General features: G+C 56.8%; 24 protein-coding genes. 2 read left to right on the top strand and 22 right to left on the bottom strand.

All coding sequences use genetic code 11. From position 1 onward, the window contains the following. Nucleotides 1–217: 217 nt before the first annotated feature. Entirely contained in the window at nt 218–1,684 is a 1,467-nt protein-coding gene (locus SH139x_RS25180) for a hypothetical protein (protein ID WP_488352499.1), read from the bottom strand. A 251-nt stretch (nt 1,685–1,935) separates the two neighbouring features. Between SH139x_RS25180 and rpmG the strand changes: the two genes are divergently transcribed. Together rpmG and recJ are read left to right on the top strand one after the other, a co-directional pair. Next, nucleotides 1,936–2,103 carry a 50S ribosomal protein L33 gene (rpmG, locus tag SH139x_RS25175; protein ID WP_488352498.1) on the top strand — a complete coding sequence of 56 codons (168 nt, stop codon included), beginning with the start codon at nt 1,936–1,938 and terminating at the stop codon, nt 2,101–2,103. A 145-nt stretch (nt 2,104–2,248) separates the two neighbouring features. Next, a complete protein-coding gene (gene recJ, locus SH139x_RS25170) occupies nt 2,249–4,036 on the top strand; it encodes a single-stranded-DNA-specific exonuclease RecJ (RefSeq protein ID WP_488352497.1) in 1,788 nt (595 codons plus the stop codon). Nucleotides 4,037–4,219: 183 nt separating this feature from the next. On the opposite strand, the gene SH139x_RS25165 is transcribed toward recJ, so the two are convergent. The 21 genes from SH139x_RS25165 to SH139x_RS25065 all read right to left on the bottom strand — a co-directional run bounded on the left by SH139x_RS25165 (nt 4,220) and on the right by SH139x_RS25065 (nt 25,095). After that, nucleotides 4,220–5,008 (bottom strand): hypothetical protein, encoded by a 789-nt coding sequence (locus SH139x_RS25165; protein ID WP_488352496.1) that lies wholly within the window; start codon nt 5,006–5,008, stop codon nt 4,220–4,222. A 97-nt stretch (nt 5,009–5,105) separates the two neighbouring features. Continuing rightward, entirely contained in the window at nt 5,106–6,578 is a 1,473-nt protein-coding gene (locus tag SH139x_RS25160) for a S41 family peptidase (RefSeq protein ID WP_488352495.1), read from the bottom strand. Nucleotides 6,579–6,698: 120 nt separating this feature from the next. After that, nucleotides 6,699–7,436, bottom strand: coding sequence for a thioredoxin family protein (locus SH139x_RS25155; protein WP_488352494.1), 738 nt, complete (start codon nt 7,434–7,436; stop codon nt 6,699–6,701). A gap of 146 nt (nt 7,437–7,582) precedes the next feature. Next, complete coding sequence (locus tag SH139x_RS25150; protein WP_488352493.1) at nt 7,583–7,936, bottom strand: amidohydrolase; 354 nt, start codon at nt 7,934–7,936, stop codon at nt 7,583–7,585. 59 nt (nt 7,937–7,995) lie between these two features. Beyond that, nucleotides 7,996–9,021, bottom strand: coding sequence for a hypothetical protein (locus SH139x_RS25145; protein ID WP_488352492.1), 1,026 nt, complete (start codon nt 9,019–9,021; stop codon nt 7,996–7,998). A 124-nt stretch (nt 9,022–9,145) separates the two neighbouring features. Then, complete coding sequence (locus SH139x_RS25140; protein ID WP_488352491.1) at nt 9,146–9,817, bottom strand: DUF447 domain-containing protein; 672 nt, start codon at nt 9,815–9,817, stop codon at nt 9,146–9,148. Then, on the bottom strand, nt 9,814–10,425 hold the full coding sequence (locus SH139x_RS25135) for an anthranilate synthase component II (protein WP_488352490.1): 612 nt from the start codon (nt 10,423–10,425) through the stop codon (nt 9,814–9,816). Before SH139x_RS25135 ends, SH139x_RS25140 begins: the two co-directional genes overlap by 4 nt. A 51-nt stretch (nt 10,426–10,476) precedes the next feature. Further along, the gene (locus SH139x_RS25130) at nt 10,477–11,574 is read right to left on the bottom strand and encodes an NAD-dependent epimerase/dehydratase family protein (protein WP_488352489.1); all 1,098 of its coding nucleotides are present in this window, start codon (nt 11,572–11,574) and stop codon (nt 10,477–10,479) included. A 68-nt stretch (nt 11,575–11,642) separates the two neighbouring features. Further along, nucleotides 11,643–12,764, bottom strand: coding sequence for a 3-dehydroquinate synthase (gene aroB / locus SH139x_RS25125; RefSeq protein WP_488352488.1), 1,122 nt, complete (start codon nt 12,762–12,764; stop codon nt 11,643–11,645). A gap of 150 nt (nt 12,765–12,914) precedes the next feature. Next, entirely contained in the window at nt 12,915–13,871 is a 957-nt protein-coding gene (locus tag SH139x_RS25120) for an AEC family transporter (protein ID WP_488352487.1), read from the bottom strand. 14 nt (nt 13,872–13,885) lie between these two features. Further along, nucleotides 13,886–15,595 (bottom strand): PH domain-containing protein, encoded by a 1,710-nt coding sequence (locus SH139x_RS25115; protein ID WP_488352486.1) that lies wholly within the window; start codon nt 15,593–15,595, stop codon nt 13,886–13,888. Next, nucleotides 15,585–16,106, bottom strand: a complete 522-nt coding sequence (locus SH139x_RS25110; protein ID WP_488352485.1) for a PH domain-containing protein — start codon at nt 16,104–16,106, stop codon at nt 15,585–15,587. Before SH139x_RS25110 ends, SH139x_RS25115 begins: the two co-directional genes overlap by 11 nt. Before the next feature lie 136 nt (nt 16,107–16,242). Next, nucleotides 16,243–17,730 carry a hypothetical protein gene (locus SH139x_RS25105; protein WP_488352484.1) on the bottom strand — a complete coding sequence of 496 codons (1,488 nt, stop codon included), beginning with the start codon at nt 17,728–17,730 and terminating at the stop codon, nt 16,243–16,245. A 264-nt stretch (nt 17,731–17,994) separates the two neighbouring features. After that, nucleotides 17,995–19,521, bottom strand: coding sequence for a type II secretion system protein GspD (locus SH139x_RS25100; RefSeq protein WP_488352483.1), 1,527 nt, complete (start codon nt 19,519–19,521; stop codon nt 17,995–17,997). Nucleotides 19,522–19,653: 132 nt separating this feature from the next. Beyond that, a complete protein-coding gene (locus tag SH139x_RS25095; protein ID WP_488352482.1) occupies nt 19,654–20,118 on the bottom strand; it encodes a hypothetical protein in 465 nt (154 codons plus the stop codon). 17 nt (nt 20,119–20,135) lie between these two features. After that, nucleotides 20,136–20,657 carry a hypothetical protein gene (locus SH139x_RS25090; protein WP_488352481.1) on the bottom strand — a complete coding sequence of 174 codons (522 nt, stop codon included), beginning with the start codon at nt 20,655–20,657 and terminating at the stop codon, nt 20,136–20,138. Nucleotides 20,658–21,052: 395 nt separating this feature from the next. Next, nucleotides 21,053–21,715, bottom strand: coding sequence for a LuxR C-terminal-related transcriptional regulator (locus SH139x_RS25085; protein ID WP_488352480.1), 663 nt, complete (start codon nt 21,713–21,715; stop codon nt 21,053–21,055). 135 nt (nt 21,716–21,850) lie between these two features. After that, complete coding sequence (locus tag SH139x_RS25080) at nt 21,851–22,288, bottom strand: hypothetical protein (RefSeq protein WP_488352479.1); 438 nt, start codon at nt 22,286–22,288, stop codon at nt 21,851–21,853. A 135-nt stretch (nt 22,289–22,423) separates the two neighbouring features. Then, a complete protein-coding gene (locus SH139x_RS25075) occupies nt 22,424–22,711 on the bottom strand; it encodes a hypothetical protein (RefSeq protein ID WP_488352478.1) in 288 nt (95 codons plus the stop codon). 270 nt (nt 22,712–22,981) lie between these two features. Beyond that, on the bottom strand, nt 22,982–23,524 hold the full coding sequence (locus SH139x_RS25070; protein ID WP_488352477.1) for a Uma2 family endonuclease: 543 nt from the start codon (nt 23,522–23,524) through the stop codon (nt 22,982–22,984). 158 nt (nt 23,525–23,682) lie between these two features. Further along, nucleotides 23,683–25,095 carry a DUF6513 domain-containing protein gene (locus SH139x_RS25065; RefSeq protein WP_488352476.1) on the bottom strand — a complete coding sequence of 471 codons (1,413 nt, stop codon included), beginning with the start codon at nt 25,093–25,095 and terminating at the stop codon, nt 23,683–23,685. Nucleotides 25,096–25,164: the final 69 nt, after the last annotated feature.

Here is a 25,164-nt window from a genome sequence, read left to right as displayed (position 1 = left end):
CAAAGGATAACATTGGACGGTGCCTTGGAAACAATTGAGTGTCTAAGAAAAGTTGCAATCGCTGCGGTGTCGTACGGGATAGACGCGAACTCAATCGCGCGGTTCCAGAAATATTTAGAACCCACCTGAGAACCGGGGGAAACCGCGGCTAATGCCAAAGCGGCTGCTGCTGGCGCGGCCAGCGGTTTGTTAGGCAGATTATCAGGCAGGCAGTTTGTCAGTGAACTAAGGCTGGCGCAGCGGAAGGCGTCGGCAAGTAAGCTTGCAGTTTGGAGATATAAATGTCCAGCATCCGCGCGGTGTCACTGCTGGAAAATCGATGGGGGTCGCAACGCACGCCGATCATTAACTCGCGGCGATATTGCACGACAGAAATCGAAGCTCTGGATCTGGGTCGCATGGGAGGATAGCCGGTGATGCTTTCGAGCAGCAAATTGCCGGCCACGAGACTGCCGCCACGCCGCTCGAATTTCGCCAAAAAACGACGGCTGGGATCACCGATGTTACTGAGGATGACCGTGCACAGTGTTCTCGGCAGCTTGGTCATTAACGGCAGCAGTCCGCGGACGGTGGCACCGGTGGCCACCATCTCCACAAAACGTTCGCCGCTGCGATTATGTTTGATGCCCGCCGTTTCCTCGCGAATGCTGGTCGCCAGTGCCGTGCGATCAGCCAATTCCCGGGCGGTTCGCGTCAGAAAGGTGTAGCCGACGACGTTCGCCGCAGGGGTTTCGTAATCTTCTTGCGTGCGGAGGTCGACCGGCATCATGACCCGATAACGTTCGCGTTGGCCACCGCCCCCCTGGTCACGATTCCACTGATGACAGGCTTGAAATAGTTCCAGCAGCAGCAGATCATTCAGCATTAACCCCATCTGTTTGGCCACATCCCGAAGCTGCTTGGCTTCGGTTTGAGAGAACAGAAACGAATGCACGCCAGGGAAGCTGGCTGGCAAAGGCCCGCTCTTTTGTTTGGGAAATCGCAGCGGGGTGCTGCCGCGGCCGACGATCTCGGTGATATAGCGAATGCTGTCGCGCGTCACTTCCTTGCTCGATTGCCCTTTGGTTTGCAAGCGACAGCGATCGGCACGGCCCCGCAAACGCCCCAAATCGATCGGGGGAATCTCAGCCTCTCTGCCAAGACCGTCGGTTCTGGCGGCGTAATACGCCAATAAGTCGCCCAGGAATCGATAGCCGCCAATGCCATCGCAACAGACGTGATGAAATTGGCAAGTGAGAATGGAACGGGGCTGGCCCTCACCATCCAAGCCGCTCCGCAGCCACATTCTCAAGCCGACGTGGGATTCAATATCGATCCACTCGCCACCCGGACAATTCAGTGGCGTGCCCAGCTCGGCGACGTCCAGCGGCGGCAAATCGCCGTCGGGGTGTAACCAGCAGTGGGGTTTGTTTTTCGCTGGTCCCAGCTTCGAGGCCAACAATGGATGACGCCGGAGCGCCTCAATCAGCGCATCGCGAAGTGCCGCTTCGTCCATGATGCCGCTGAACGCCAGCTCGATGACAAATGCCATCGGATACGCCGGTCGATCATCCGCGAACAAAAATCGCTCAATGTCCGAAAGGTGCAGGGGGAATAGGCGTTTGGGAAAGTTCAACTCCATCGTCTCGGTGATCCTCATGTACATGCCCAGGGAGTCGCTGGCAGCGCAGCGTCTTGGGGGCATCGGCGGCCGCGGTGCTAATTCGTGACACCTCGGTAAAAAGATTTGATTGTAACGAATGTCTGTTTCCCCCCATGCTAGCCGGTATGTTCGCTCCGCGCATGAGCGGATACCCCCTTGTGGCCTTCCGTTGCCGGAGTCCGCCTTAGGCAGTTTGCGTTACGGGTTGCGGAGAGTTGCCCAAGTTTGGCATAATACCGACCTTTGAAACGCTGCAGATAGTTCGCAAAAGCGATTTTTCGGGATAGACCGCGATGGCTGGAAGAAGCAAGAAGAAGGCTGAAACCGTGTTTCTGGTTTGTGAAGAAACCGGTGACTACAACTACGCAATTCGCCGCAAACCAGGAGGCGAAAAGCTGAAATTACGCAAGTATTCGCCACGGTTGCGGAAGCACACCTGGCACAACGAAAAGAAGAAATAAGCTGCCGGCCAGGGGCTTGCCCGCTCGCCCATTCGCCCGCTAGTTTAGTCTCCGTGGCACGCAATTGCGTGACAAGCCCATCGGTTTGTCACTCGATTCGTTTTCCGCTGGACACTCCTCTCGAATGCAGGGATGGCGCTGACTCATGCGTAAACGCTGGCGAGTTCTTCCCCATGATGGAAGCCGGATAGAGAGTCTCTCCCGAGCTGCGAACATTCCCGCGGTCATAGCCCAATTGCTGGTTAGCCGGGGCGTCTACGAAGCGCAGGCAGCAAAGCAGTTTCTCGACATTCGGTTGAAGGATCTGCGAGATCCGTTGGAATTGCCCGGCGTTCCCCTCGCCGTAGAGTTGTTGCTCAAAGCGATCGAGGAAAAGCGGCGAATAACCGTCTATGGTGACTACGATTGCGACGGGATGACCGGCGCGGCGATCTTGTTTTCAGGTCTCCAGCTGCTGGGTGGTAACGCTAACTATCACGTTCCCAATCGGCTCGAAGATGGTTATGGCCTGGGGGATGAGGCGATTCGGCGGCTGGCCAAACATGGCACCGAGATGATCGTGACCGTCGACTGCGGGATCACCAGCGTCAAGCAAGCGACACTCTGTCGCGAATTGGGCATTCAGCTGATCATTACCGATCACCATGAAATGACCGATGAACTGCCCGCCGCGGATGCCTTGGTGCATCCCCGCTTGCCCGGCACCAACTATCCCTTTGGCCAGCTGTGCGGCGCCGGGGTTGCTTTTAAGTTGGCTTGGGCGCTCTGCCAGGCTTCCTGCGGCGCCAAGAAAGTCAGCGAACGGTTGCGGACTTATCTGATGCGAGCTTTGTCGCTGGCGGCGATCGGGACGGTTGCCGACATGGTGCCGTTAATTGACGAGAATCGAGTGCTGGTTTGCCATGGGCTGAAGAGCCTGCGTGCCAACCCGCCCGCCGGCCTGGCGGAACTGATGCGGTTGACCAAATTGCACACCAAGCCAGCGTTAGCCAGTGAGGACATTGCCTTCTCCTTGGGCCCGCGACTCAATGCGGCCGGGCGATTGGGGCAAGCCCAACTGGGAGTCGAGTTGCTGACCGCTCCCGAGGGTGAGCGAGCTTCTTCGCTGGCCGACTATATTCATAAACTCAACGGCACGCGGGAAACGATTGAACGCAGCGTTTATCTGGCCGCTCACAAGCAAGCGAAAAGCGACTTTGATCCCGAAGCCGACCCGGCGTTGGTGCTCAACGGAAGCGGTTGGCACTTGGGAGTGATCGGCGTGGTGGCGGGGCGATTGGCCGAAAACTACGGCAAGCCGGTGATTATCCTTTCCAGCGATCCATTGGCGGGTAAACCGACGATTGGCTCGGGTCGGGCGGGCGGTGCGATTGACTTGCACGCCGCGCTGAGTGAATCGGCTGACAGCTTGATTACTTTTGGCGGTCACCGAGCGGCTGCCGGGCTGAAGCTCGAGGAAGCGCACATCGATCGTTTTCGCTCTGATTTTCTCGAAGCAGTTTCGCGGCAAAACGAGGAGGGTGCGCCGGCGACTGAGATCATCATCGATGCGCAGACGAGCCTCGGCAGCTTGACTTTCGAGACCCTCAAACAAATTGAATCCCTGGCCCCGTTCGGCCAGGGGAATCCCCGTCCGATTCTGCTCGCTTGCGGCGTGACCCTTTGCGAGCCAGCGCGGAAAATGGGAGGCGGCGATCGCCACTTGACCGCCAGGTTAGAACACAGCGGCACCAAGATTCGCTCGGTCGCTTTCGGCGGCGGCGACTGGTGTGATGAACTGAACGAGCAAACAGGGACCATTGATATCGCGTTTCGGCCCGTGATCAATGACTTTAACGGCCGCAGGGCCGTCGAAGTTCAATTGGTCGATTGGCGGCCCGGAAAACCGGTTCCCGCCCCGCATCTTGATGGCGCGGCGGCAACCCAATCCTGAGCACCTCGACGTAAGTCATTCGGTTCTATCAGCCGTTGAGTGTTAGCTCACCGTTCCGTGGAACCAGATGCTGGCGAGTTTCGGCTGATACCGTGCTGTGTAAATGACTGATGCGGAGGCGCGCAATACGCTCGTTGAGATATCAAGCGAGCGTTTAACGTTTGAATATCGAAGGGGTGTTCATTAACCAAACGGATTATCGCCCGCATCCGAGGCACCACCACCACCGCCGAAGGGATTGTCACCAGCCGGTTGTCCGCCACCAAAGGGATTGTCAGCGGCCGGTTGCTCAGCACCACCGAAGGGATTGCCACCCGCTGGCGGCTGCCCAGCTGGAGGGGTGTTGCCGCCTGCTTCGCCAGCAGCAACCGGTGCCGGAGTGGCGTTCTCAATCGCGTCACTCAAGGCGTCAGCGCTGTCGACGGTCGGCGCACCTTGGCCACCGTTGATGGCGTCGTCGTTAAAGGGGTCATCCTTAATGTCGGCCGGTGGTGCGGTGACCGATGGCCCCAAGGCGGCTCCGCTCAACGGTACCGCATCGCCCTGGGCACTGTTGCCGTACAAGGCGCCCGCCCGTGCTGTTTCTTGGGCAAGTGCCTCGAGGCGGGCCACCTTGCGGATGTGCTCGAGTTGCAGTCGAGCCGGTCCTTGCACGCGTGCCAAAGATCGTCCAATGGAGCCCGCGTAAACTCGGCCCGCTTCCAGTCCCGCTCCGACCCGCCAGTCGTTGAGCGCCTCGTCTTCGCGACCGGTTGCCAGCAACGTCAAGCCACGGAAATAGTAAGTCCTGGGATCCTGGCTGCCGTTATCAATCGCCATCGAAAAGTGATTGTAGGCTTGCAAATAGTCATGTGCAAAATACTGGTGGACGCCCCGACCGTATAACTCATCGAGCACCGCGTCTTGGCCGCGAGCAACCGAGATTCCGCTGACGAGCACCATGCAGGCCGCCAAAGTACACTTCCTGAACATCGAATTGGTTTCCCCAGAGCGACGAAATTAAAAGAATAGGCCTCAAAGGACAGCAACAATCTCCGAGATTAGTTCAGCCGTGGCCGTTTCGCAATGATTAGGCCGCGGTTTGCTCGGGCATTTCCTCGTCTTTTATCTCCTTAGTGGCGTCTTCCGCTCCCTTGTTGGTGACTTCTTGGAGCCAATCCATGGCTCGGAAAAGTTGCGGGTCGACATCTTCCAGCGGCCCGCCGTCTGTTTGCTCCTCGGTCAGAGTGGCCGCCATGCTGGGATAAGTGGCTAATTCCCAGCGGCGGATTGCTCTGCGGCGAGCGGTGTCGTCCAAGATGACCTCAAAACCTGGGCTCGGTTTCACCCCCCAAGCCGCTTCGGGAGGGTCGTCTTTGCCGCGATGAATGTTCTGACCATTGGGGCGATAGTATCGGGCAGTCGTCAATTTCAGCGCGCTCCGCCCACTCTCCAACGCGAACACGTTTTGCACACTTCCTTTCCCAAATGAGCGCTCGCCGATCACTTTTGCCCGGTTGTGGTCTTTCAAACAGGCCGCCACGATTTCGGAAGCGCTGGCCGAATCCCCATCGATCAAGACGGCCATTGGAATCCGCGGAGAGATGGTGACTCCGGCGGTGGCGTTATAAGCCGACTCGGTGATGCTGGCCGCCTCCTTTTCATCGTCATTCAAAATCCCTCGACCACGCGTGGATACGATCCTGCCCCGCTCGATAAACAGATCGCAAACTTCGACGGCTGAGATCAACAACCCACCGGAGTTGCCCCGCAAGTCCAGGATCAGGCCCTCGAATTGGCCATCCAACTCCAGCAGCGCTTGCTTCAACTCTCGCGTCGTCCGCTCGCCGAAACCGGTCAGCCGCACGTAGGCGATGTCGGGATCGTCCGCCAGCCGAAAAACCCAATGGTTGTCGGCATCCCGGTGGTCGCCAATGACCGACTCCAGCTGGATGTTAGCGCGCTGCACGACGAGCTCAAGTTCTTCGTACTCAGTTTCGTCGAGCTTTACTGCCTCAGGCTCAGGCGTCGGCTCGGCAGCCTCTCGTTCGGCAGAGTCGGTTGCCCGTTGAATTTGCCGATCGGCGCGACGCACCAGCACGCGGGCGCTGCTGCCGACTGGACCGCGGAGCAAGTCCCGCACTTGGTCCATCGTCGCAGCGGCGGTGTCGATATCGTTGACTGCCACGATCTGATCGCGGGGACGAAAGCCAGCTTTGATCGCTGGGGAACCGACCAGCGGCGTGATCACGCGGACTGGTTCTCCGGCCACGGGCTGCTCGATCAGAATCCCGATTCCGGCAAATTCCTGTTGGATCGAGTCTTGGAAAGCATCGTAGGCGCTGGGAGGAATAAATTGGGTGTAGGGATCGAGTTCGCTGGTCAAACCCGACATGGCCGCTTCGAGCAGATTGCGCTTGGGGACTTCGTCGACGTAAAAAAAGTCAATCAGAGCGATCGCATCGCCGACCAAAGCACCGTCGCGAGTACGTTGCGCCTTGGCGTGGCAGAGCAGCGAAAAGATGGCGATTACGATGATCGCGTACAAGTTACGTGGCGGCATGCAGGGAGGTTCCGCTGGCAGACAAGGTGAATTAGCAAACCCGACTGCCAATTGTACATCAAGACGCGTGCCACAGTTCAGGGGACTCCCCAGAGCAGGAGCCCCCCGCGGATCGCCAAGTTATCGCATCCAGCTTTTCAGGGTCCCCGCGCTGGCGATTCCCGTCTGCCTATCGGCGATCTCGCCGTCGTTGATCACGATCAGCGTGGGCAGCGAAGCGACCGCATAATCGCGAGCCAGCGCTTGATGTTGGTCGACGTCGACCTTGATGATCAACGTTCCCGTCTCCTCCGCCAGAGGCTCCAACTCGTGCAGTATTTTCGCCTGCTTGCGGCAAGGCCCACACCAATCCGCATAGAAATCGAGCACCACGCGGCGATGGTTTCCCGTTAAATAGCTTTGCAAATCTTCGCCTCGTGGCAGCGTGATTAGCGACGGACCCGGGGGTCGCTGAGCGGCTGCAGTGCTGGTCAATGTCAGCGACTCGCCCCCAGCTGGCTCTCCCGCCGGGGCAGCAGTTGTCATGGCCGCGACTCCGCTCGAGCTGGCTGCAAATGGCTGGTCACCCGCAGCGGCGGGCGGATTGATACTTTCTGGGTATTGATTCGCAGTATTGATATCTTTTACGTATTGATCGACAGCGGGTGCCACCGGCGAATTGCTCAATGGTGGGGCGTGGGGTGACTGGTTGATCGCCAGCCCGGTCGGGTTCGTCTGGCATCCGCTCATCCCCAACGTTGCACAGCCCAGCAATGATAAGCCCAGCATTGCGGAGGTGCGAATTGAGAACAATCGCCGTGGAAACTTACTGAGGGATCGACCTTGTGCCTGCTTTAGGCGTGGTGTTCTTTGGATCATCGTGAAATTCCTTTGCCCGATTCATTCGGAAAGCGACTGGCGTGGCCAATAGCATGTTTCAATTCAGAAAATGTCCAGGCCTATTGACGATCCGCCGCATTTTTCCTCCGTACTCAGCGGCAACAAACAGGGCTTGATTGCGATCCTCAGGACAGGATCTCATCGATTGCATCGACGGCCAGCTTTAATGATTTGGCCGCCATGGAGAAATTCGTGTGACCGCTGACCTCGGGTTGAATCTCCACGAACAGTTCGGTCGCCCGCCGCAGTCGCTTTAATTTTTTGCGAGCTAGCTTTAGATAAGCTGGCCAATCGTGCTCGGTCCGCGCCGGCCCGACGGCCAGCATAAAGTCGTAGAGATCGCGGGCAATCTCTTGCAACTCTTCGTCGTCCTCGGTTTCTTCGGCATGTTTCAGAAAGCGGCGCACCATCCATACGTGCGATAATTGGTCATCAATTGCCGCTGCCTGGAGTTGCTCAGATTCCCAGACCTTACTCATTGGAGGATCGTTCCCGAGAGCGATGTTTTCTTCCCCGTCAGTTGCTTTGGCTGGGAAATTTAGGCGGGATTGCCGGCGGTGGCCGGATCGACCGTTGGCGCCGTCACGGCGGCTTTACCCGGTGGCGACGGTTTGGGGGCAAACAACAGCACGCAAACAGCTCCCAGAATGGTGACTGCCAGCGCAACGACGAAAGTGACACCAATATCCCCCCAGCGATTCGATTCGGTCAGGGTCGTAATTGTGTTCACAATCGGGGCCAAACCAAACACCAGCGGCATTACGAAAATCGGTTTGCCTCCGAAGTTAAAGGCTAACACGATCCCCAAGGCGCCCATCGCGCCGGCCGCACCGCCAGCGAGACTCCAGAGCAAGCCCTTGGTCATCTCGGGAGTGGTCCAGTCGCCAAACTCTTTGCCGAGCGCCGGAATCAACACCGCGGGCAAAGCCACGGCCATGAAGAAGTAGGCAATTCCAACGCAAAGAAAGGGACGCATGCGGCTGCCCCCCATCTTGCTCTGGCCGAGGTGCAGGATCGGACCGTAGCTGCCCCAGCAGATCACCGCGGTCACAATCGAAGCGATCACTGCGGGAATGTTCGCTTCGGCAGCTCCGGCGCGGGGCGGGGCAGCGGGTTTAAAGTACAACACACCGGCCGCTCCGATCGCGGCGGTTAAGATGGCTAATAAAAATTTGGGACTGACGCGGTCATAAGTCTTGGCCAGCGTCATGGTCACAATTGTGTTCACGATTGGCGCACCACCGAAAACCATGGGAATCACATACACGGGGCTGCCCTTGAACGTGAACGCCATGATCACGCCGAGAGCTCCCAAGGCGCCCGCGCATCCAGCCAGGAAAGAAAGCGTGGCGCCCCGCGCCGTCCAATGCCCTTTTTCGCCACCGATCTTGAGGATGCCCAGAGGAACCAACACGGCGATCAGAAAATAGGCAAAGCCAACTCCGATGAAGGGCCTTAAAGCATCCCCCATGTAAGCTTGGCCATGGTGCATCAAGGGACCGTAATTTCCCCAGCAGATAATCGTCAACACAACAAACGGCAAAGCGGCAGCGACAGAACGCATCGAGAACCTCTGTGGAGGGATCAGATCGGAAGGTGTGTGTTAGCTGTCATTGTAGAGAAAGCGGCAACTGGCCCCAATGGGCGGCCCTAATGATCACCAACCGCCAAGCTCGACCAGCAAACTGTCAAACTAGGCCAGCCAAGTAGTTTTCAATCAACGAAAAGGCTTCATGCTCCGCGTCACCCGCCGTTTTGTCAACCAACACAGCCAACTCGCTCATCTGTTTCTCGATCAGTTGACGATCAAGAAAGTGGGCCCGCGAGGCTAGGATCGCCGCCTCAATCACGGCATGTTTAGCGCGATTGAAGCCAAAAAAGGGTCGCCATTCCCCCGTTTCGACCACCCGACAGGTGGCAATCGCGCGGGGATCGTCGTCTTGCCAATCGGTTACCTCCACGGCGAAATAGCGGCAAGCGTCGCGGAGCGCCCACCAACCAACTTCCGCTGCGGCGGCTGTTTCGCCATTTCCCGCGGGGCCATTTCCCGCGGGGCCATTTCCCGCGGGGCCAGTTCGTTGCTGTGCAGTTCGTTGCTGTGCAGATGTTTTATTGGGCCCCACCGCGGTGAGCGGTGGCAGCCGGGTGAGGCAATGGGTTACGGCGCGGGCAAATAACAGGCTATCGTCGGTGACGTGTATGGTCGCTCGGCCGGTCGCTTTGAGATTGTCATACGTGGTCGAAGGCCGAAAAGGTTTCAGCGTAAAGCGACTTAAATCCGGGTCGACCGTCGGTCCCATCGGGGCTACGTTAACTTGGCCAGCAGCATTCGTCGTCGTTACGATCGCTTCTAAAATCACAATGCTGTTTCCAAGCTCGTGGGTGCCTTAGCGGATGCCAAACCGGCGAGTTGCAAGAAGTTTTGCAACAGTCGCAAGCCCGCATCGCTGAGGATCGATTCGGGATGAAATTGCACACCGTACGTCGGGTGCTCTCGGTGCTCAACCGCCATCACCAATCCCTCAGCCGTCGTGGCCGTGACGCGGAGCGCCGCCGGCAGTGAATCGGCCGCGATCACCAATGAGTGATAACGGGCCACCGACAACGGGCTGGGTAAGTCCCGGAACAGCCCGCTGCGATCATGCTCAATCGTGCTGGCGCGGCCATGAACGGGGGTAGCACGATCGATGCGACCCCCAAACGCTTGGCCAATCGCCTGATGCCCCAAGCAGACGCCGAGCAAGGGAATCGTCCCCGAACAACGCTCGATCACCGCCAAGGAAACACCGGCCGACTCGGGGGCTCGCGGTCCAGGCGAGATCACGATCGCGGCCGGCCGCTTGGCCACCACTTGCTCCACTGTCACAGCATCGCTGCGCACAACTTCGGTGGTCTGACCGAGCAGCCGAAAATATCGCGCCAAGTTGTGGGCAAACGAATCGTAGTTATCAAGAATCAATACTGACATTGGAAAGAGTGAAGAGTGAAGAGTGAAGAGTGAAGAGTGAAGAGTACGAAGCTACTTCCATGCTGCTGCTAATTCCGCTAGCCCCTCCGCCATCTTGATTTGTGGTTGATAATGCAAAAGCCGCTTTGCCGCAGTGATGTTGAAGTAATGGTCTTTGGCGAGCTGAGCGGCTAAGAAACGCGTCATGGGAGGTTCTTGTTCGCGACCTCTCAGCCGATAAGCAATCTCCAGGGCGTGTCCGGCTGACCAAGCGACCGGCAATGGCACGCGACCGCGGGGCAGGCGGACACCGGCTAACTTCAACACCTGCTCGATCCACTCCCAACAAGCTACCGGCTCATCTTGCGTGATGAAGAACGCGCGTCCGCCGGCAGTCTCTTGCTTCACCGCTTGGTGGCTAACGGTCTGCTGGTCATTAACTTTCCGCGGGTCAGACTCTACCGCGGCATGTTCGGCTGCCAAGGCATCGAGGGCTGCCAAGTGAGCGGCCGCAGCGTTTTTGACGTGCACCGTATCAATGATGTTTTTGCCACCGCCAATGATTCGCAATCTACCTTGCTTGGCACGCTGAATGAGGCGGGGGAATAAATGTGGATCATCAACACCCCAAATCAAATGAGGCCTGAGGGCCGTCGTGTGCAACTGGCCGGGCCGGTGAGCTTGTAACACCGCTTTTTCGGCGAGCGCTTTTGTATGTTGATAGTGACATAACCAACGATCAGGATAAGGAACCGATTCGTCGACTCCCGCTTGGTCGTCACCATTAAAAGTAACACTCGGGCTGCTGCAATGAACCAGCACGCGAATGCCCAGTTCTTGACAGGCTTTGATGACGTTCTCGGTGCCTCGCGTATTGATCTGCTGATAGCGTTCCCACGGTCCCCAGATTCCCGCGATGGCGGCGGTGTGGATCACCGCATCCACTTGGCTCACGGCCGCGCGAACCGCCGCCAAGTCGCAGATATCTCCGCGAATAGGCTGGCAATCCAAGTCGGCCAATTGGGGATAGTCGCGACGGCCCAAGCCGACGACTTGATTTCCACGAGCGACCAACTGGCGAACGATTTCGGAGCCGAGAAAGCCGCCGTACCCGCTGACTAAAACTCGCAGACCAGTGGCTGGGCGAGGAGGGATTGCGGTGGCGGTCACCAGCGGCTCACAAGACGAGGAAAACGGATGCCAGAAACGACGAATAAACTGCACAGCAGGTGCGGCAACTAAACTCGACAAGCCTCGATCGCATGGCAAATCTGCTCGTCGCTGACGTCATCCACCAGTTCCACTTGGCCCAACTTGGTTGGCAAGATCAACCGCATGGTGCCGTGTGTGTTCTTCTTGTCTTGCCGCATGCAGGTGAGCATCGCTTGGGTATCGGCAGCTGGCCAGGTGGTTGGTAATTCGAGTTGCTCCAGCAGGCTTGTTTGCCGGTCCAGCACTTGGCTTTCCAGCAAGCCGCGGCGGACGGCACATTGGGCGGCCATCTGCATCCCGATCGCCACCGCTTCACCATGCAGAAACGTTCCGTAGCCGGCAGTTGCCTCGATCGCGTGCGCGAAGGTGTGGCCGTAGTTCAGGATCGCTCGACGACCACTGGTTTCCCGCTCGTCCGCGCCCACCACGGCCGCTTTGGTCAAGCACGATTCGATCACGGCGTGTTGGATTGCATCATGGCCGCGAAGCACCAAAGTGGCTGCTTGCGCTTCCAGCCAGTTAAAAAATTCGGGACGTTCGATCACGCCATATTTGACGACTTCCGCAAACCCGCTGAGATACTCGCGTTGCGGTAGGCTGCCGAGGCTGTGCGTATCGATGGCGACCAAGATCGGTTGCCAAAAGGCGCCCACCATGTTTTTGGCGGCTGGTAAGTTAACCGCTGTCTTACCTCCCACGCTGCTATCGACTTGAGACAACAGCGTGGTGGGTACTTGCACCAAACGAATGCCTCGCTGATAAGTGGCTGCGGCAAAACCGGCCACATCTCCCACCACACCACCGCCAACGGCGACGAGCAGGCTGCGGCGGTCCGCTTGGCAGGCCAACATCCAGTCCCACAATCGCATCAATTGCTGTGCAGATTTGGTCGCTTCCCCGGACGGCAATGTGCACAAGTCGGTTCGTACACCCAGGGCGGCGATCGAATGTCGCACCACTTCGGCATAGGTGGAGCCGACCGCCGCGTCGCAAACCACCATTGCGTGCGACACGTCCGGTGCCAAGGTTTTTATGGAATCACCAATGGCTCCCAGCCACTGGGTGCCAACCAGAATCGGGTAAGACGCGTTCCCCAATTCCACGGTGCACTGACGAAGCTCGGGGCGAGGCGGATCACTGGTTGCCATAACAAGAAAATGGTAAGTGATAAGGGATGATAATTGCCCCAGGGTAACAGATTGTGCCGCCGCTGGCAGCTACGGTTTAAACCCTTCCCGGTGGGCACTGAATTAGCCGTTGTGACTCCGATTAACTAACAGTTCAACTAACTGCCGGGTTCAGCTGGCCAACCAGATTTTGCCGGCAATCAACCAGCAGGGGATCGCGACGATACCAACGAGGCTGGTACCCAACACGGCCCGCAGCGCCGTGCCGGTGTCTTGCTCATACAGACGCACCATCACGATTGGGAAAGTTGCCGCTGGCATTGCGGCTTGCAGCAACAACACTTGGTCGACGGTTACGGCCAGCGAAGTTGCCGCCGCGAAGGTCAGCATGCACAGCGGCAAGATCAGCTGGCGAATCGCCACCGCGGCGACCACCACGCTGAAGTTCTCTCGCCACTGCGCTAATTTAAGATAGTCCAACATGATCGCGCCACTCAGAACTAACCCCAGTGGAATCGCACATTGCCCGAGCGCCTCGGCCATCTGCAGCACCGGCCCGGGGATCTGGTTGGACAGACCGGCTTGCCCGATCAACAACGCCGCGACTACGGCAATCAGCGGGGGCGAAATCAAAGCCCGCTTCCAATGCCGGGCCAGTTCCCCCGAGATGATCACGACCCCCACGCTCCACAAAGCCAAATCGACCCCCACATTGTGAACCATTAACGTCACCACCGCTTGCGGATAAAAGTATTCCGCCAACGGCAAGGGGATATAGCCGTAATTGCAAATGCCGACACACAGCGCAAACGCGCGGCGGCTGGCCGCATCATGCAACCCAATCCAAGGTCCCAATCCCCAGGCGGCCAAGGCGGCAATCCCAAAGCCAAAACAGGTAAATCCAAACCCCAAGGCGGGCGGTATCCAACTGGTTGCCAACGAATCGAATTGGTTGCTGGTGACAATCCGGTGGAAGAATAATGCCGGCAGCAGCACGTTGGCGGTCAGCATGGCCAATGAGCGGTCCGAGGAAGTGGTCAACCAGTGCAGGCGGCGCCCCAGCGCGCCGACCAGCATCACTAAGAAAACTCCCAGGACACGTGAGGAAATTGGCCATAAATCGGACACTAAAACTCCCTGGTTCATTTGGTAGCAATGGCGGGGCGGGCTGTCGAGTCGAGTTGATGGCGGGAAGCTTGCAGTGCGACCCAGTTGGCTTCCTCGGCGGCCACGTCCAGCGGCAGGTACTTGACTTCCATGCGATGACCAGCCGGCCCCGCCGCGGCGGTGTCGATGCGGAGGTTGGCCATCTCCCAACGACGATCGAAGGGAGATTGGTTGATCGAAACCGCTTGGACTTTGTCAAAAAAAGTGACGCTCGTCTTGCGAGTCAAAATACCGCTGCGAAACACCATCCAGTGCTCCGTCGCCGCGTATTTTAAGGACCTCGCGTAACGACGCGCGAAATACACCAACAAGACCAAAGCCGCTAACCCAAATACGGCTCCCCAAGGCCGCCAGACCAGTAAGCCCACGGCGGCGATCCCGAGCGATTGTAAGATCGCCACGCGGATCAAACGTCGTCCCGTCCGCGGCGAGGTGGCTCGCCAACTCAGTTGGTCCAACTGTAGATCCAAACCCGGCCTCAACTGTTCGAGCAGCGCAAGGGAGTCGGCGGGAGAGATGACCGGGACAAACCAACGCCGCGAGACACTTTCCTTGGCATCCTCATTTTGCTTGCCCGCGCCGCCAGCCGTTTCCAGGCGGATGACGGCCAGCCCCAGCCACCGCGAAAGCAACGTTTGTTGAATACTGATGAACTGGATACGACGCCGCGGTACCGTCGCGCTGATCCGCGTGATCAAGCCACAGGAGACCCGCAAATCGTCTCCCCAACGCTCCAGCCGGTATCCATAAAATCTGAGCAAATACCAGCCGATCGAAAAGATACGAATCACCACCAGGGCCACGACCGCGGCAATGATTGTCCAAGTGATCGTGTCGGCGGTCGTCCACTCCTCAGGAAAGTATTTCGCCAGCCCGTCGATTTCCACTCGGTCTTCTAGATCTAGCTGATAGAAGAGCCCCAGCAGCACGGGGATCAACACGAAGCCACGATTGGAGATCAAACCCGCGCGTATCAATTGGCCAACGCTGATGCGATGCAACACTTGACCGGCGCGGCCACTGGAAGCCGCCGGGGACGTGGGTTGCTCGCCGTCGTGACTTGCTGCGGAAATATCGCTCGATGTTGCCGCCGTCTCCTCGTCGTGACGCGGTTGGCCGAAGATTGCTTCCCGTAACACGTGGACCTCTTGCAAGCTGAGCACTTGTAGAGAAGCCTCCGGTTCGCTGCCGCCAGCCGTCTCGATGCGCACCTCGGCAACTTTAAACAAGTGGTGCAGGGGGTTCTGAATTAAATCGATGTTCTGAATGCGTGCTGCGGGAATCGCCCGGTGCCTTCTAAATAACAGTCCCTCGTCAATCCGCAATTCGCCACCCTGCAATTGATAACGCAAAGTGACATACCGCAGGATCACGCTGATTGCCGTCAAACAAACTCCGACTCCCGCGGCGATGAGGGCAAAGCGATTGCCCGTGGTGGCCAAAAAGATGGCAATCACGGCGGCGATGCCAAACTGTTTTAGCGTAGAAAGCAGCCCAAAGATAATGCTCGTCGGATGCAGCCACTGAGGAGTCGCCAGCGCGCTCGCCTCCGCATCAATCCCCGACGCATCAATCCCCGACGCATCAATCCCCGACGCATCAATCCCCTGCGCCTCAACTTGCTGCGGATCGATCAGCTTCGCTTCAATCGGTATTTCATCTTCAGCTCCCGCTTCAGACTCCATCGGTCGGCTCCCGCGACGAAACGAGGCTATCTCGCATGCGGTTCGCTACCGTGAATTCCAAGCCGGCTAATTGAATTGAGGCATGTTCGGTGCCGGCGGTGTAAACGACCAGTTTGCTAAGGGAAAATCGTCGTTCCAACGGCCCTTGGGCGACATCGGTATGCTGTACCCGAGAGAGCGGCACGGTAATTCGTTTTCGCCACAGGATGCCGCTGCGGATTTCAAACCCCAGCGGCCCTAGGCGGTAACGCAAATGGCGGTAATGCAGGGCCGGCAGGTAATAATTTCCGCTCAGCAGGCAGATTGCAAATAACAAAAAAATACCGACTGCGATGCCACTCGATAAATCGATGCGTTGGCGAGAAAATTGAATAATTCCCAGCACGACCGCCACGACGACCAGCAACACCAAACTGGTCAGCGCCCCGACCAGCCGCCCCGCCAAAACGCTGCGAGGATCGACTTGTAACCAATCTTCAGGTTGATCTTCCGCTGCTGATATCGAGTTCATGGCGTCGATGCTGGCAAATTGTCAATTGAGCGAGTTCTGGATCGGGAAACCTGTTTCAGCTCGCGTGCCCGACAAGCTGCCTCACTTGCATAGGCTACCAGATTGTCGGGCGACTGCCAGCAAGCCTAACCCGCCTTCACTCTGCCGCGGCGACAATTTCCTCGGCATCAGGCTGCGGCGGCAACTCGACTTGCAACGTCTCGGTGATCGGCGGCAACTGTTCGCTGCTGTTGACGGTCAGTCCTAGTTGGTAGGTCCCCTTGGGGAGTGGCCGTGCGGCGATTAAATCGAATTCACGCGTTTCGGCGGGGGCCAGCCATTTGCCAAACCCCTCGATCAGCCGTACTGCCCCGCCGTTTTCTTGGGCGACGTTGAGTTCGACGTGCACCGGCTGGTAGTGGTCACTCGGGTTGGTAACGGAAACACGAAAAGCGCTTTGCTTATCCATTCGCAAGAACTGCAGAGGGGCGACTTGCAATGGGGTTGGCGGTGACTCGCGAGTCAAGATGGCAATCGGCAGGTGACTGAATTGTTGGTCTGACCCTTTGCTGGAGACGGCAACGCGAATTTGTCCCGCCGCGGTCGGAGCCGCAGTTGACGAACCAAACAGGGCGACGCGAACATTTTTGGTCTTTCCGGAACGGACCGTGAATGATTCATGAGAAAGCCGCAAGCCTTCGAGTGATTGGCCCATCAAGTCGACTGCTCGCAACTCAATAGTTTGTTCCTCCGCGGAATTGTTGAAAAAACGTAGCACCGCGGTACGACGCATGCCGGCCAATTGACCCACGGCGATCTGTGCCGGCTCGACGGCCATGCGATTGGGCAAATGGGCGATCTGGGCTTCCACCGCCGGAAATTCACCCTCTTGGATTTCGATGGGAAAGTTTTCCACGACCAAGTCACGACGGCCGTACTTAATCTTGATTCGCAGCGTTTGGGGGCCGGGAAACAGCATTTCACTCACGGTCGCTGCCACGCGGACTCGACTGCGGGGCATCACCCGCACCAAATGTTGCTCGCCACCAGTGAGCTTGGCTCGCGATGGTAGGCTCAGTAAAAATGGTTGTGACCGATCGTTGAGTGGAGAAAGTAATTCAGCTTCGACATGACACTCCAAGGCCAGGTCGGTCGGGTTGTCCAAGATAGTTTCCACCACCGGCATCCCGGCCACGCTGCGGATCGTTCCCTGCTGCAAGTTCAACGCATCGAGCCCCTCGCTGGTAATCATCCCGGTTTGGATATCGAGACGCAGTACATATTGAGTGACAAACCGAATGCTGGCCGTGGTGTTGGCATTTTCTCCCGTCGCTAGCTCGCCCGGTTCTGAAATCGCGCCCGCATCACGGACGAGTAACCCGTACGATAAGAAGTTGGTTTTCGCTAGGGGAACTCGCAGTGTCCCCGTAATCTCGCGACTCTCGCCGGGGGATAGGCTGAAGGTCGAAGGAGTTGTCAATTCGACATCGACCGGAACAATTGCCTCGGCAGCTGGTAGAATAATGCCCGACAACTCCTGTCTCAAACCTACTAACTTGATCGCCACGTTCATCGATTTGCCAGTCGAGGTAATGACAAAGCGAAATGGTATCACCTCACCACGTCGTCCTTGGAACCGTTGCACGACCGGTTCAATGTTATACGACGGTGTTACCGACTCAACCAGAGTCACAACATTTGCTTGTGAGGATCCTTTGGGGAGCCGGTCAGCAGATTGTGCTTGCGACCAACCTATTGATTGCATCACAAGCAAACTTATTAAGATATGCCAATAGACATGTAAGGGAAAAATCCCCATCGAGATAAACCTTTCATTGGCGGATGATGAAGTGATCTGGATAATGACCAGCTCGCAACCAAACATAGCTTAGAAAGGCAATCTGAAAAATTAGAAATCTAACCTGTCAAGATAATCATCTTCGACGCTGGGTCTGACGATTCTGGGGGACAAGAAAATGACAATTTCCGCATTGCGAGTTTGCTGCTCGGTGGTTTTAAATAGATTGCCAATTACGGGGATGCGGCCCAGGCCGGGAATCAGGCTTTCACGATCAACGGTCTTTCGTTGCACCAAGCCGCCAATCACGATGGTCTTACCATCACGGACCGTAACCGTGGTCGACACGGAACGTCGATTAATGATCGGAAATGGATTGAGTGCCGCTTCCGCGCTGGCGGTGCGAATATCCTCGCTGACTTCCGCCTTTTCAATTTTGATCGTCACCTGGTCGCGATGAATCCTGGGGGCAATATCCAGCGTGATGCCGGATTCAACGTTTTGCATATCTTGTTGAAAGAAGAATGCGCTGCTGTCGCCTCCCGCGGCGGCGGGAGGTTGAATACTGAAAAAAGTTTCCCGCTGAATGGAAATCGTCGCTTGCTCGCCATCCTGGGCCATGACGTGCGGCGCGGCACGAATGGTCAAATAGCCATGTTCACTGAGCGCTTGAACGAAAGCGGTGGTCTTAGCAAAGTCACCAAAAACTTCACCCACTCCACTCTGTGTGACATCCAGCCCCAGGCCCAAGCCGGTGACGCCCAAGCGGAAAGCATTTTGGTTGTTTAATTCGACCGCGTGTTTCCAGTCCAAGCCAAAGCGATGTCCCGAGTCGGGGGCTATCACGCAGATGATTGCTTCCAGGGCGACTTGTGGAATGGGGCGATCAATCGCCGCAAAACGCTCTAAAATCGGTCGGGCGATACGGTCGGGCGCTTCGACTAATAGCGTATTGGCACCTTCGATGGTGGTCACAAAGCGAGCTGCACCAGCGGGCACGGTGGCCAATAAAGCCGCGGGCTCCAAGTGCCGGGGCCGGTACTCATGACGCACCGCAATGTAAGAAAATAACGGCGACTCCGTGTCCGCTGGTGCGATGATGAATTGCCTGCCTTTTCGCACGTGGTAAAAAGGATGAGCCAACAGCACCCGCTGGATCGCTTCGTCAATCGTGGTCCGTTCAAAACGCAAATTCACCACGCCGTTCACTGACTCGTCCATCACCAGTTCGGCGCCCGCCAGTTCGGTGAGTTCGCTCAACACTTCGCGGAGCGGTGTTTCGACGTAGTCTCCCTCTACTAACTCAAACTGCGATGTTATGGGCTGGCTGAGGACGGGAGCGAAATTGGGAGCGTTATTGGCAGGGTCATCGAGTGCCGGCAACGGTACGAGCCATTCCTGAGCTGGGACTGTGGACGGATCGGGATTGCCATAGATGACTTTTTCGCCTGCTGAATTAGCGGCAGCTTGTAGTTCCGCATTCACCCGCAAATCATTTGCCCCGGCAAATGTTTCTTGCGCAATTTGATCAATGCTGGGACGCGCTATAGGTCTCTGCTGCAGGCAACCACCAGCGGATAGCCCTGTTAGCAGAACACCCGAAAGCGCTATCCAGTAATGCCAGAGAGGAATTTGCAACTTCCGTGCTTTTTGTGTTCGCGTAATGCTAGGAACCAAATCCGAAAGCCAAAAAGAGCCATCACTAGCGTTAGCGCGGCGAACGGCTTTCGGACGGGTGCTAAGGTCAAACAAATCGATTTAGGATTTGCTTTATGGAGCCGTGATGTTCACTTCGACTTCGCTGGTGTACTCTCCTGCCATGGGGAAATTGGCCTCCAAGGCAAGTACTAACTCGACAGTCGCCACTCCGCTGCCAGCCAGATTGAGGATAGTCGTCGCCTGGTCATCACCACGGCTAATATTGGTATGATCCTGAGCACTTTTGGGATACGCTTTCAATGATTTCGTCGTGTTCGTCACTCGCATGGTCATGGTTGCATCAGCGGGAGGCAGTTTGCTGTCGAGGCCTTGGAATTTTGTACAACTCCAGGCCAAGATCAGCTGAGTATTCGCCAATTTGGCATTCCATTGTGAGTGGTGTGTCAGCTCACCGGGGGGCTGACCCCTCTCGACAAAACGAATCGCATAGTCTGCCTGTGCGCTACCGCAGGTGACAAAGCAGCAGGCCAGTTGCAAACAACCGGCCACGCTAGCGATCGGGGCAGCGCGTTTCATTATGGGAAGCACAACGCTCAATTTGCCGTGACCGTGCCCACGATGGTGGTCTCATAATTGCCGGCGGCAAAGGACCCAAAACCGTCGGTAATAAACTCGACACCTAAGTCAAAAGTGGCTCTTCCCACTCCATCGGACGACGCCAATACGACGGCATCGAGGTTACTCGCTTGGTAATCGGTCTGATCGGTCGCCTGATCCACGGTCCAATTTGCCGGGCCGAGTGAGGCCGCTACGGCCAAGTTTAGACGCGCGTCTCGTTTAAAATCAGGTGCGGTGGTGTGCGTGAAGGGTGTGACGGTGGCAAAGCTCACCGAAAGACCACTCAAGACATTACCTTTCACCAACCACTGCTGCTGCGGAAAGGGTTGGTCGCTTTCCGACTCATCATGAGTAATCTCGACTTCGGCTGGGGGCGAGATGGAGATGTTTGCTGGGACAACAACGCGAAATTTTTGGGTGTCAGTGGTTTGGGCAACGAGACTGCCGTTGGCGACGATCACAAACAGTGCTGAGTAAACGAAGTGCTTGATTTGCATTGGATCTAGACTCCATAACGAATGGAAAGAGAAGAAAAAAAAGGTGCTTCTAGCTTTCCTAGTGGACTTGGTCTGGCCGCCGCTTTACGAGGCTGCCAAGCGGCCAATCTCAACCCCCAAAATTCCTGAATGCTGTCGAAGCCAGGGAGGGTGTAGGGTTTTCCACATCAGGTCAACTGAAACTTGCTGGGAATCCAGCGGCAGCCAAATCGGCTGTTAAAAGAACCGTATTTCACGGCCGCAAGGTGGCAAACAAGAATTCGCGGAAGTCAGCTTATACCCGACAGAAAGGCGGCCGAAACCCTCTGCGCGTAGGGGATGACGACCTGCAAAACCCGCACCGAGATGGCCGAGTTTTGCTTGCCACGTGCCAAATTCATCTCACCGGTGAATGCTTAGCCGGCCGTGTTGCAGAGTCCGGCTTGGCGAGCAAAGCGAATTGCCGCCGCGCGATCGGCCAGTCCGGCTTTCCGCATCACCCGAGAGCGATAGGTCTCCACGGTTTTCACTGACAGGAACAGTTGCTGGGCGATCTGCTTGTTGGTGAATCCCTCCGCCACCAGTCCTAAGACTTGGCATTCTCGTTGGCTCAGGCCGGCAACCGTGGGGACGGGGTTGCCGAGAGCGTTTGGCAAATGGGGGCCGTTGCCAGCGTTTAGTGGCGACTGGGGAGAGTGGCAAACAAAGATGCGTCCATCATAGACGCTGCGAATTGCCACGATGACTTCCGCCAAGCGGGCATTCTTGGAAATAAAACCACAGGCTCCCCCACGCAGCACCGTCCATGCTTCGTCGTGACTATCTTGAGCCGAATAAACCAGCACCTTGAGATCGGGATACTCGCTGACTAATTCGACAAGTTGGTTGGGGGAGTGTTCTTTTTCGGAAGCGAAGTCGATCAGCAGGATATCGGGAGCGGACGCTTTGAGTGCGGTCCTGGCCGAATCCAAGTCGGAAAACTCTTCGGTAACTATCAGGTCGGAAGTCTCATCAACGGCGGAGCGAATTCCCGCGCGGGAGATTTCGAGGCGATCGATGATAAATAAATTGATGGGCATTAAATTATTCTTGCGGAGGAACATGGGGATCAACTCGATTCGTCAGCTGCCTGCCCCAGCATTGCGACGACGTCGGGTAAAAATTACATCACATCAGCTTTGGTTTTCATCTCAAAGTCATCTGCAAATCAAAACTTACTTTTTTGCTCTTGCGGAACGCTCGGTGCGTTCGATCAAGAGAAAATTTTCATCCAGGAATTCAGTCAGCTGCCCGCTAACTTTCCAATGAATGTCTTCTGGGTCTTCTTGGATTGCTTTGACAATGCGTTCCAGCGATTGGTTTTCTAAAATTCGGTAAGTAATGTCACCCGCTTCGCTGGTGAAGGTCCAACGTCGGGCGGCCTGCGTGAGGCTGCCGACCAAACCGTTAACGCGAGTACCTTCCCGTTGCTTGCCTTCGAGCGCCAAGTTCACCGTGGCTAGGCCAGCCGGGGCTGCAGCGGAAACGTGAGACCGCGACGGCAAGGCAATTGTGAGTCCGATGGCGAGGCTGATCCCGCACGCCCAACGTGGGCCGGCGGCAAAGCTCATGGGCCGCTTCAACCAAACAATCATCAGAGGCAACAGGATCATAACCGCAAATTCCAATTCGGTGAGTCGCCACTCCATTGGTAATTCGCCATCGCTCCATCCTTGGAGCGTTCCTTAGCTTGGTCAAGCACGCAGCTTGACGCTTCGCTCGTCTCAGTGGACTCGTCTTGCGACGCGTTAGCCTTGGTTCTTGGGGATGGCAATCGCGTGCAAGGCAACCACCGTTCCGGCGGCAATCATTGCCAAGCCTAGCCAACGGGGTGGAGCGACTCGCTTGGTTGGATTGGGATGTACCTCCAACATGAAAGCCGACATCCGATCGTTGCTGGCGACCGGGGTCCCTTGCGTCATTTTGGCGAGCACTCGCGTGGTCGGTTCGTTTAACACGAACGATTCAACCATGCGGAACTGAACTCCCAACAGGACTAACAAAACGCCCAGCAGGAAATAGCGGTTTCGGGTCATTTGCATTTCGGAACCCCCCAACGATGCTCGCCACGGTACGACGGTCACGGCGAACAACAACTGTGCTATCGCCGCGAAAGAAACCATCGGCAATCACCAGGACGATTACTGATCGAGAACTGAAATCGTCCGATTGGATATGAGGCATCGATCTTAACGGCCGCTACAGCTAGCGCGATTCTCCAGTTTGTTTCCGCCCGCGGAAGTGGAGATGGGCGGAGATGAAGGAAGACTGCGGAGATTGGCGGCTAGCAGCACCGCGAAAAAACGTTACAACTCGACTTTGTCGTAGATGTCAGCCAGCGAGATGGTGGCACCGCCGAGGCTCGCCAAATTGATCGATTGATCAATGCCGCTCAGTTCACGCAGCAACCAATAACCTTCAGGGGTCCGCGTGTGTAGTTCGAGTTTTGCCATATCCTGCCACAGTACCAAATACTCTCGCAGCGATTCGATCGTGCGATAATGGCCGAACTTTGTTCCTCGATCAAAGTCTTCGGTGCTGGGGAACAAAACTTCCGCAATCAAAACAGGGTTGCTGATCACTTGGTCTGAATCGCCCTCAAGCGGCGGGCATGCGACGGAAAGATCGGGGTAAGCATGATAACCGGTCGGGCGAACGTGAATCCGCATGTCGCTGCCACGAGCCTCGCAGGGCTGGCCAATTAACAAGTTTCCCACCACCCGAACGAGATTCGCGGCAACGAGACTGTGTTTCCGCGATCCTCCCGCCTGCGAGTAAACGTGCCCATCCCAGTACTCGTGTTTCTCGGGCTGCATAGGCTCCCACTGCGCGTATTCGGCCATGGACATTTTGAAGTCCGATTTCGCGTGACTGAATGCCCTACTCATTGCGTGCTCCCGAGATGATTCCTCTGCGTCGTGATGCCCACCGCGGCATCGACATAAATCATCCAATTATACCACGAAGGCCGTCAACGTAAGCGCGATCAAATTCGATTATTGAGCGGTTAGCCGGTTTGTTTCCGTCCGCGGCGGAGGCGATGCATGTTTTCCGGCTGCGTCAAGTGTCCCCACTGCAAGGCCTGGTCTTGGTTGTACTGTTTCCCCAGTTGCAGAGCGGTTAAGGCTTTGGCCATCTCAAATCCCAAGTAGAAAGCGTGCGACACATCGACGTTTGCCGATTGTTCGCGGGCCAGCAATTCATCGAACAGGGCGAACGGGTCTGGGCCTTGTAGATGCAAGCCGGCGGAAACCAAGTGCAGCGCGCCTTGCTCGGCGAACAACCGATAATTATTGTCGCGAATGGTGGTTGCCAATTGGTTGAAGGTGCCGGGTGGGTGCGGTTTTAAACGTGGATCGCGGAGCATCACCAGGGCGTCATCGAGTCGTTTGGGCGGAGTGCCCCGCTGGGCCGCGTAGTGCACCAAACGACGTGCCCGATCGCACTCGCGGACCGACGTTCTGGCCCAATTGATAACTTGCGTGGTCAGCACGCTGTGCACTCGCAGCTCGGCGCAAATGCCCAACAGCAGCACGTTGATGCCGGCCGAGTCGACATCGGTCAACTCGGTCAAATTACCAATCCCCATCATCATTTCGACTTCGGGGAATTGTTGCCGCAAGCTATGATAGCGGACCAAGCTCTCCGCGCACCCGCAACCGATCGGTTCTAAGATGGGATCGATGCGAAAGGGCACCTTGTCGCGGCTCAGGATCTCGATCGTTCGTAACAGCGAAGGGATGTCTTGAGGCGTATCGGGAATCGCCACAACCTCGGTCTCCCAAGCTTTCGCTAAGGCCGCGTTTGAACTGTTTACCGACAGCACGAGCTCGGCTCCTTGACGGCAACCCGCGGCAACTTCTTGTGGGTCAAAGGAATCAATCGAAACGCGCAGACCCAACGAGACAAGTTCCCCCACCGCTTCGCCTACTTGCTCCCACTGTTGACCGGGTTGGCAACCCAAGTCGATGACATCGGCACCGTCGGCGCGCAACTGCTGGGCGATCGTTACCAGTTCCTCAAGCGACAGTCGCGGCGCATGATTGATCTCGGCGATGATCTCAATTTTGTATTGGGAAAGGTCAATTGGTAAACTTTTTTTTGCTCCTAAAAACTCCGGCAAGTCGCGCAGATCTTTCGGTCCAATTCGCACCTCGGCAGTTGTCGCCGCGCGCAGTGAATCAATCGCTTCACCGATGAAGCCGGGCAAGATAACTTCAGTCGCGGATGCTGGGATTTCAAAATGTCGCAGCAGCCAATGCGGTGTCATTAAAGCCGCAACGGTGATCGGAGCGACGCCGATTGAATAGGAAAAACCTTGAGTTTTTGCCACTTCTTCGACAGTGCAGCGAAGGCTGTGCTCGGCCAAGCGGCCCGTAATAAAATGGAGATGACGGCGGTTCTTTACAGAGTCTGACATCGTCGAGGTGAAGCACTTAAAGCGAGGCGCGGTCATGCGTGGGCGAGCAAAGCGAAGGCTTCATTTTGA

It is taken from the genome of Kothea flammea, assembly GCF_052161645.1.
Lineage (GTDB): Bacteria > Planctomycetota > Planctomycetia > Pirellulales > Pirellulaceae > Laterigemmans.
The sequence above is the reverse complement of the archived record's forward strand: the minus strand, read 5'-3'. Positions and strand labels throughout refer to the sequence as shown.

Bases quoted from the DNA above. Each gene is read 5' to 3' on its own strand.
- SH139x_RS25180 (WP_488352499.1), bottom strand. From the start codon at position 1,684: ATGCCCCCAAGACGCTGCGCTGCCAGCGACTCCCTGGGCATGTACATG.
- rpmG (WP_488352498.1), top strand. From the start codon at position 1,936: ATGGCTGGAAGAAGCAAGAAGAAGGCTGAAACCGTGTTTCTGGTTTGT.
- recJ (WP_488352497.1), top strand. From the start codon at position 2,249: ATGCGTAAACGCTGGCGAGTTCTTCCCCATGATGGAAGCCGGATAGAG.
- SH139x_RS25165 (WP_488352496.1), bottom strand. From the start codon at position 5,008: ATGTTCAGGAAGTGTACTTTGGCGGCCTGCATGGTGCTCGTCAGCGGA.
- SH139x_RS25160 (WP_488352495.1), bottom strand. From the start codon at position 6,578: ATGCCGCCACGTAACTTGTACGCGATCATCGTAATCGCCATCTTTTCG.
- SH139x_RS25155 (WP_488352494.1), bottom strand. From the start codon at position 7,436: ATGATCCAAAGAACACCACGCCTAAAGCAGGCACAAGGTCGATCCCTC.
- SH139x_RS25150 (WP_488352493.1), bottom strand. From the start codon at position 7,936: ATGAGTAAGGTCTGGGAATCTGAGCAACTCCAGGCAGCGGCAATTGAT.
- SH139x_RS25145 (WP_488352492.1), bottom strand. From the start codon at position 9,021: ATGCGTTCTGTCGCTGCCGCTTTGCCGTTTGTTGTGTTGACGATTATC.
- SH139x_RS25135 (WP_488352490.1), bottom strand. From the start codon at position 10,425: ATGTCAGTATTGATTCTTGATAACTACGATTCGTTTGCCCACAACTTG.
- aroB (WP_488352488.1), bottom strand. From the start codon at position 12,764: ATGGCAACCAGTGATCCGCCTCGCCCCGAGCTTCGTCAGTGCACCGTG.
- SH139x_RS25115 (WP_488352486.1), bottom strand. From the start codon at position 15,595: ATGGAGTCTGAAGCGGGAGCTGAAGATGAAATACCGATTGAAGCGAAG.
- SH139x_RS25110 (WP_488352485.1), bottom strand. From the start codon at position 16,106: ATGAACTCGATATCAGCAGCGGAAGATCAACCTGAAGATTGGTTACAA.
- SH139x_RS25095 (WP_488352482.1), bottom strand. From the start codon at position 20,118: ATGAAACGCGCTGCCCCGATCGCTAGCGTGGCCGGTTGTTTGCAACTG.
- SH139x_RS25090 (WP_488352481.1), bottom strand. From the start codon at position 20,657: ATGCAAATCAAGCACTTCGTTTACTCAGCACTGTTTGTGATCGTCGCC.
- SH139x_RS25085 (WP_488352480.1), bottom strand. From the start codon at position 21,715: ATGCCCATCAATTTATTTATCATCGATCGCCTCGAAATCTCCCGCGCG.
- SH139x_RS25080 (WP_488352479.1), bottom strand. From the start codon at position 22,288: ATGATCCTGTTGCCTCTGATGATTGTTTGGTTGAAGCGGCCCATGAGC.
- SH139x_RS25075 (WP_488352478.1), bottom strand. From the start codon at position 22,711: ATGACCCGAAACCGCTATTTCCTGCTGGGCGTTTTGTTAGTCCTGTTG.
- SH139x_RS25070 (WP_488352477.1), bottom strand. From the start codon at position 23,524: ATGTCCATGGCCGAATACGCGCAGTGGGAGCCTATGCAGCCCGAGAAA.
- SH139x_RS25065 (WP_488352476.1), bottom strand. From the start codon at position 25,095: ATGTCAGACTCTGTAAAGAACCGCCGTCATCTCCATTTTATTACGGGC.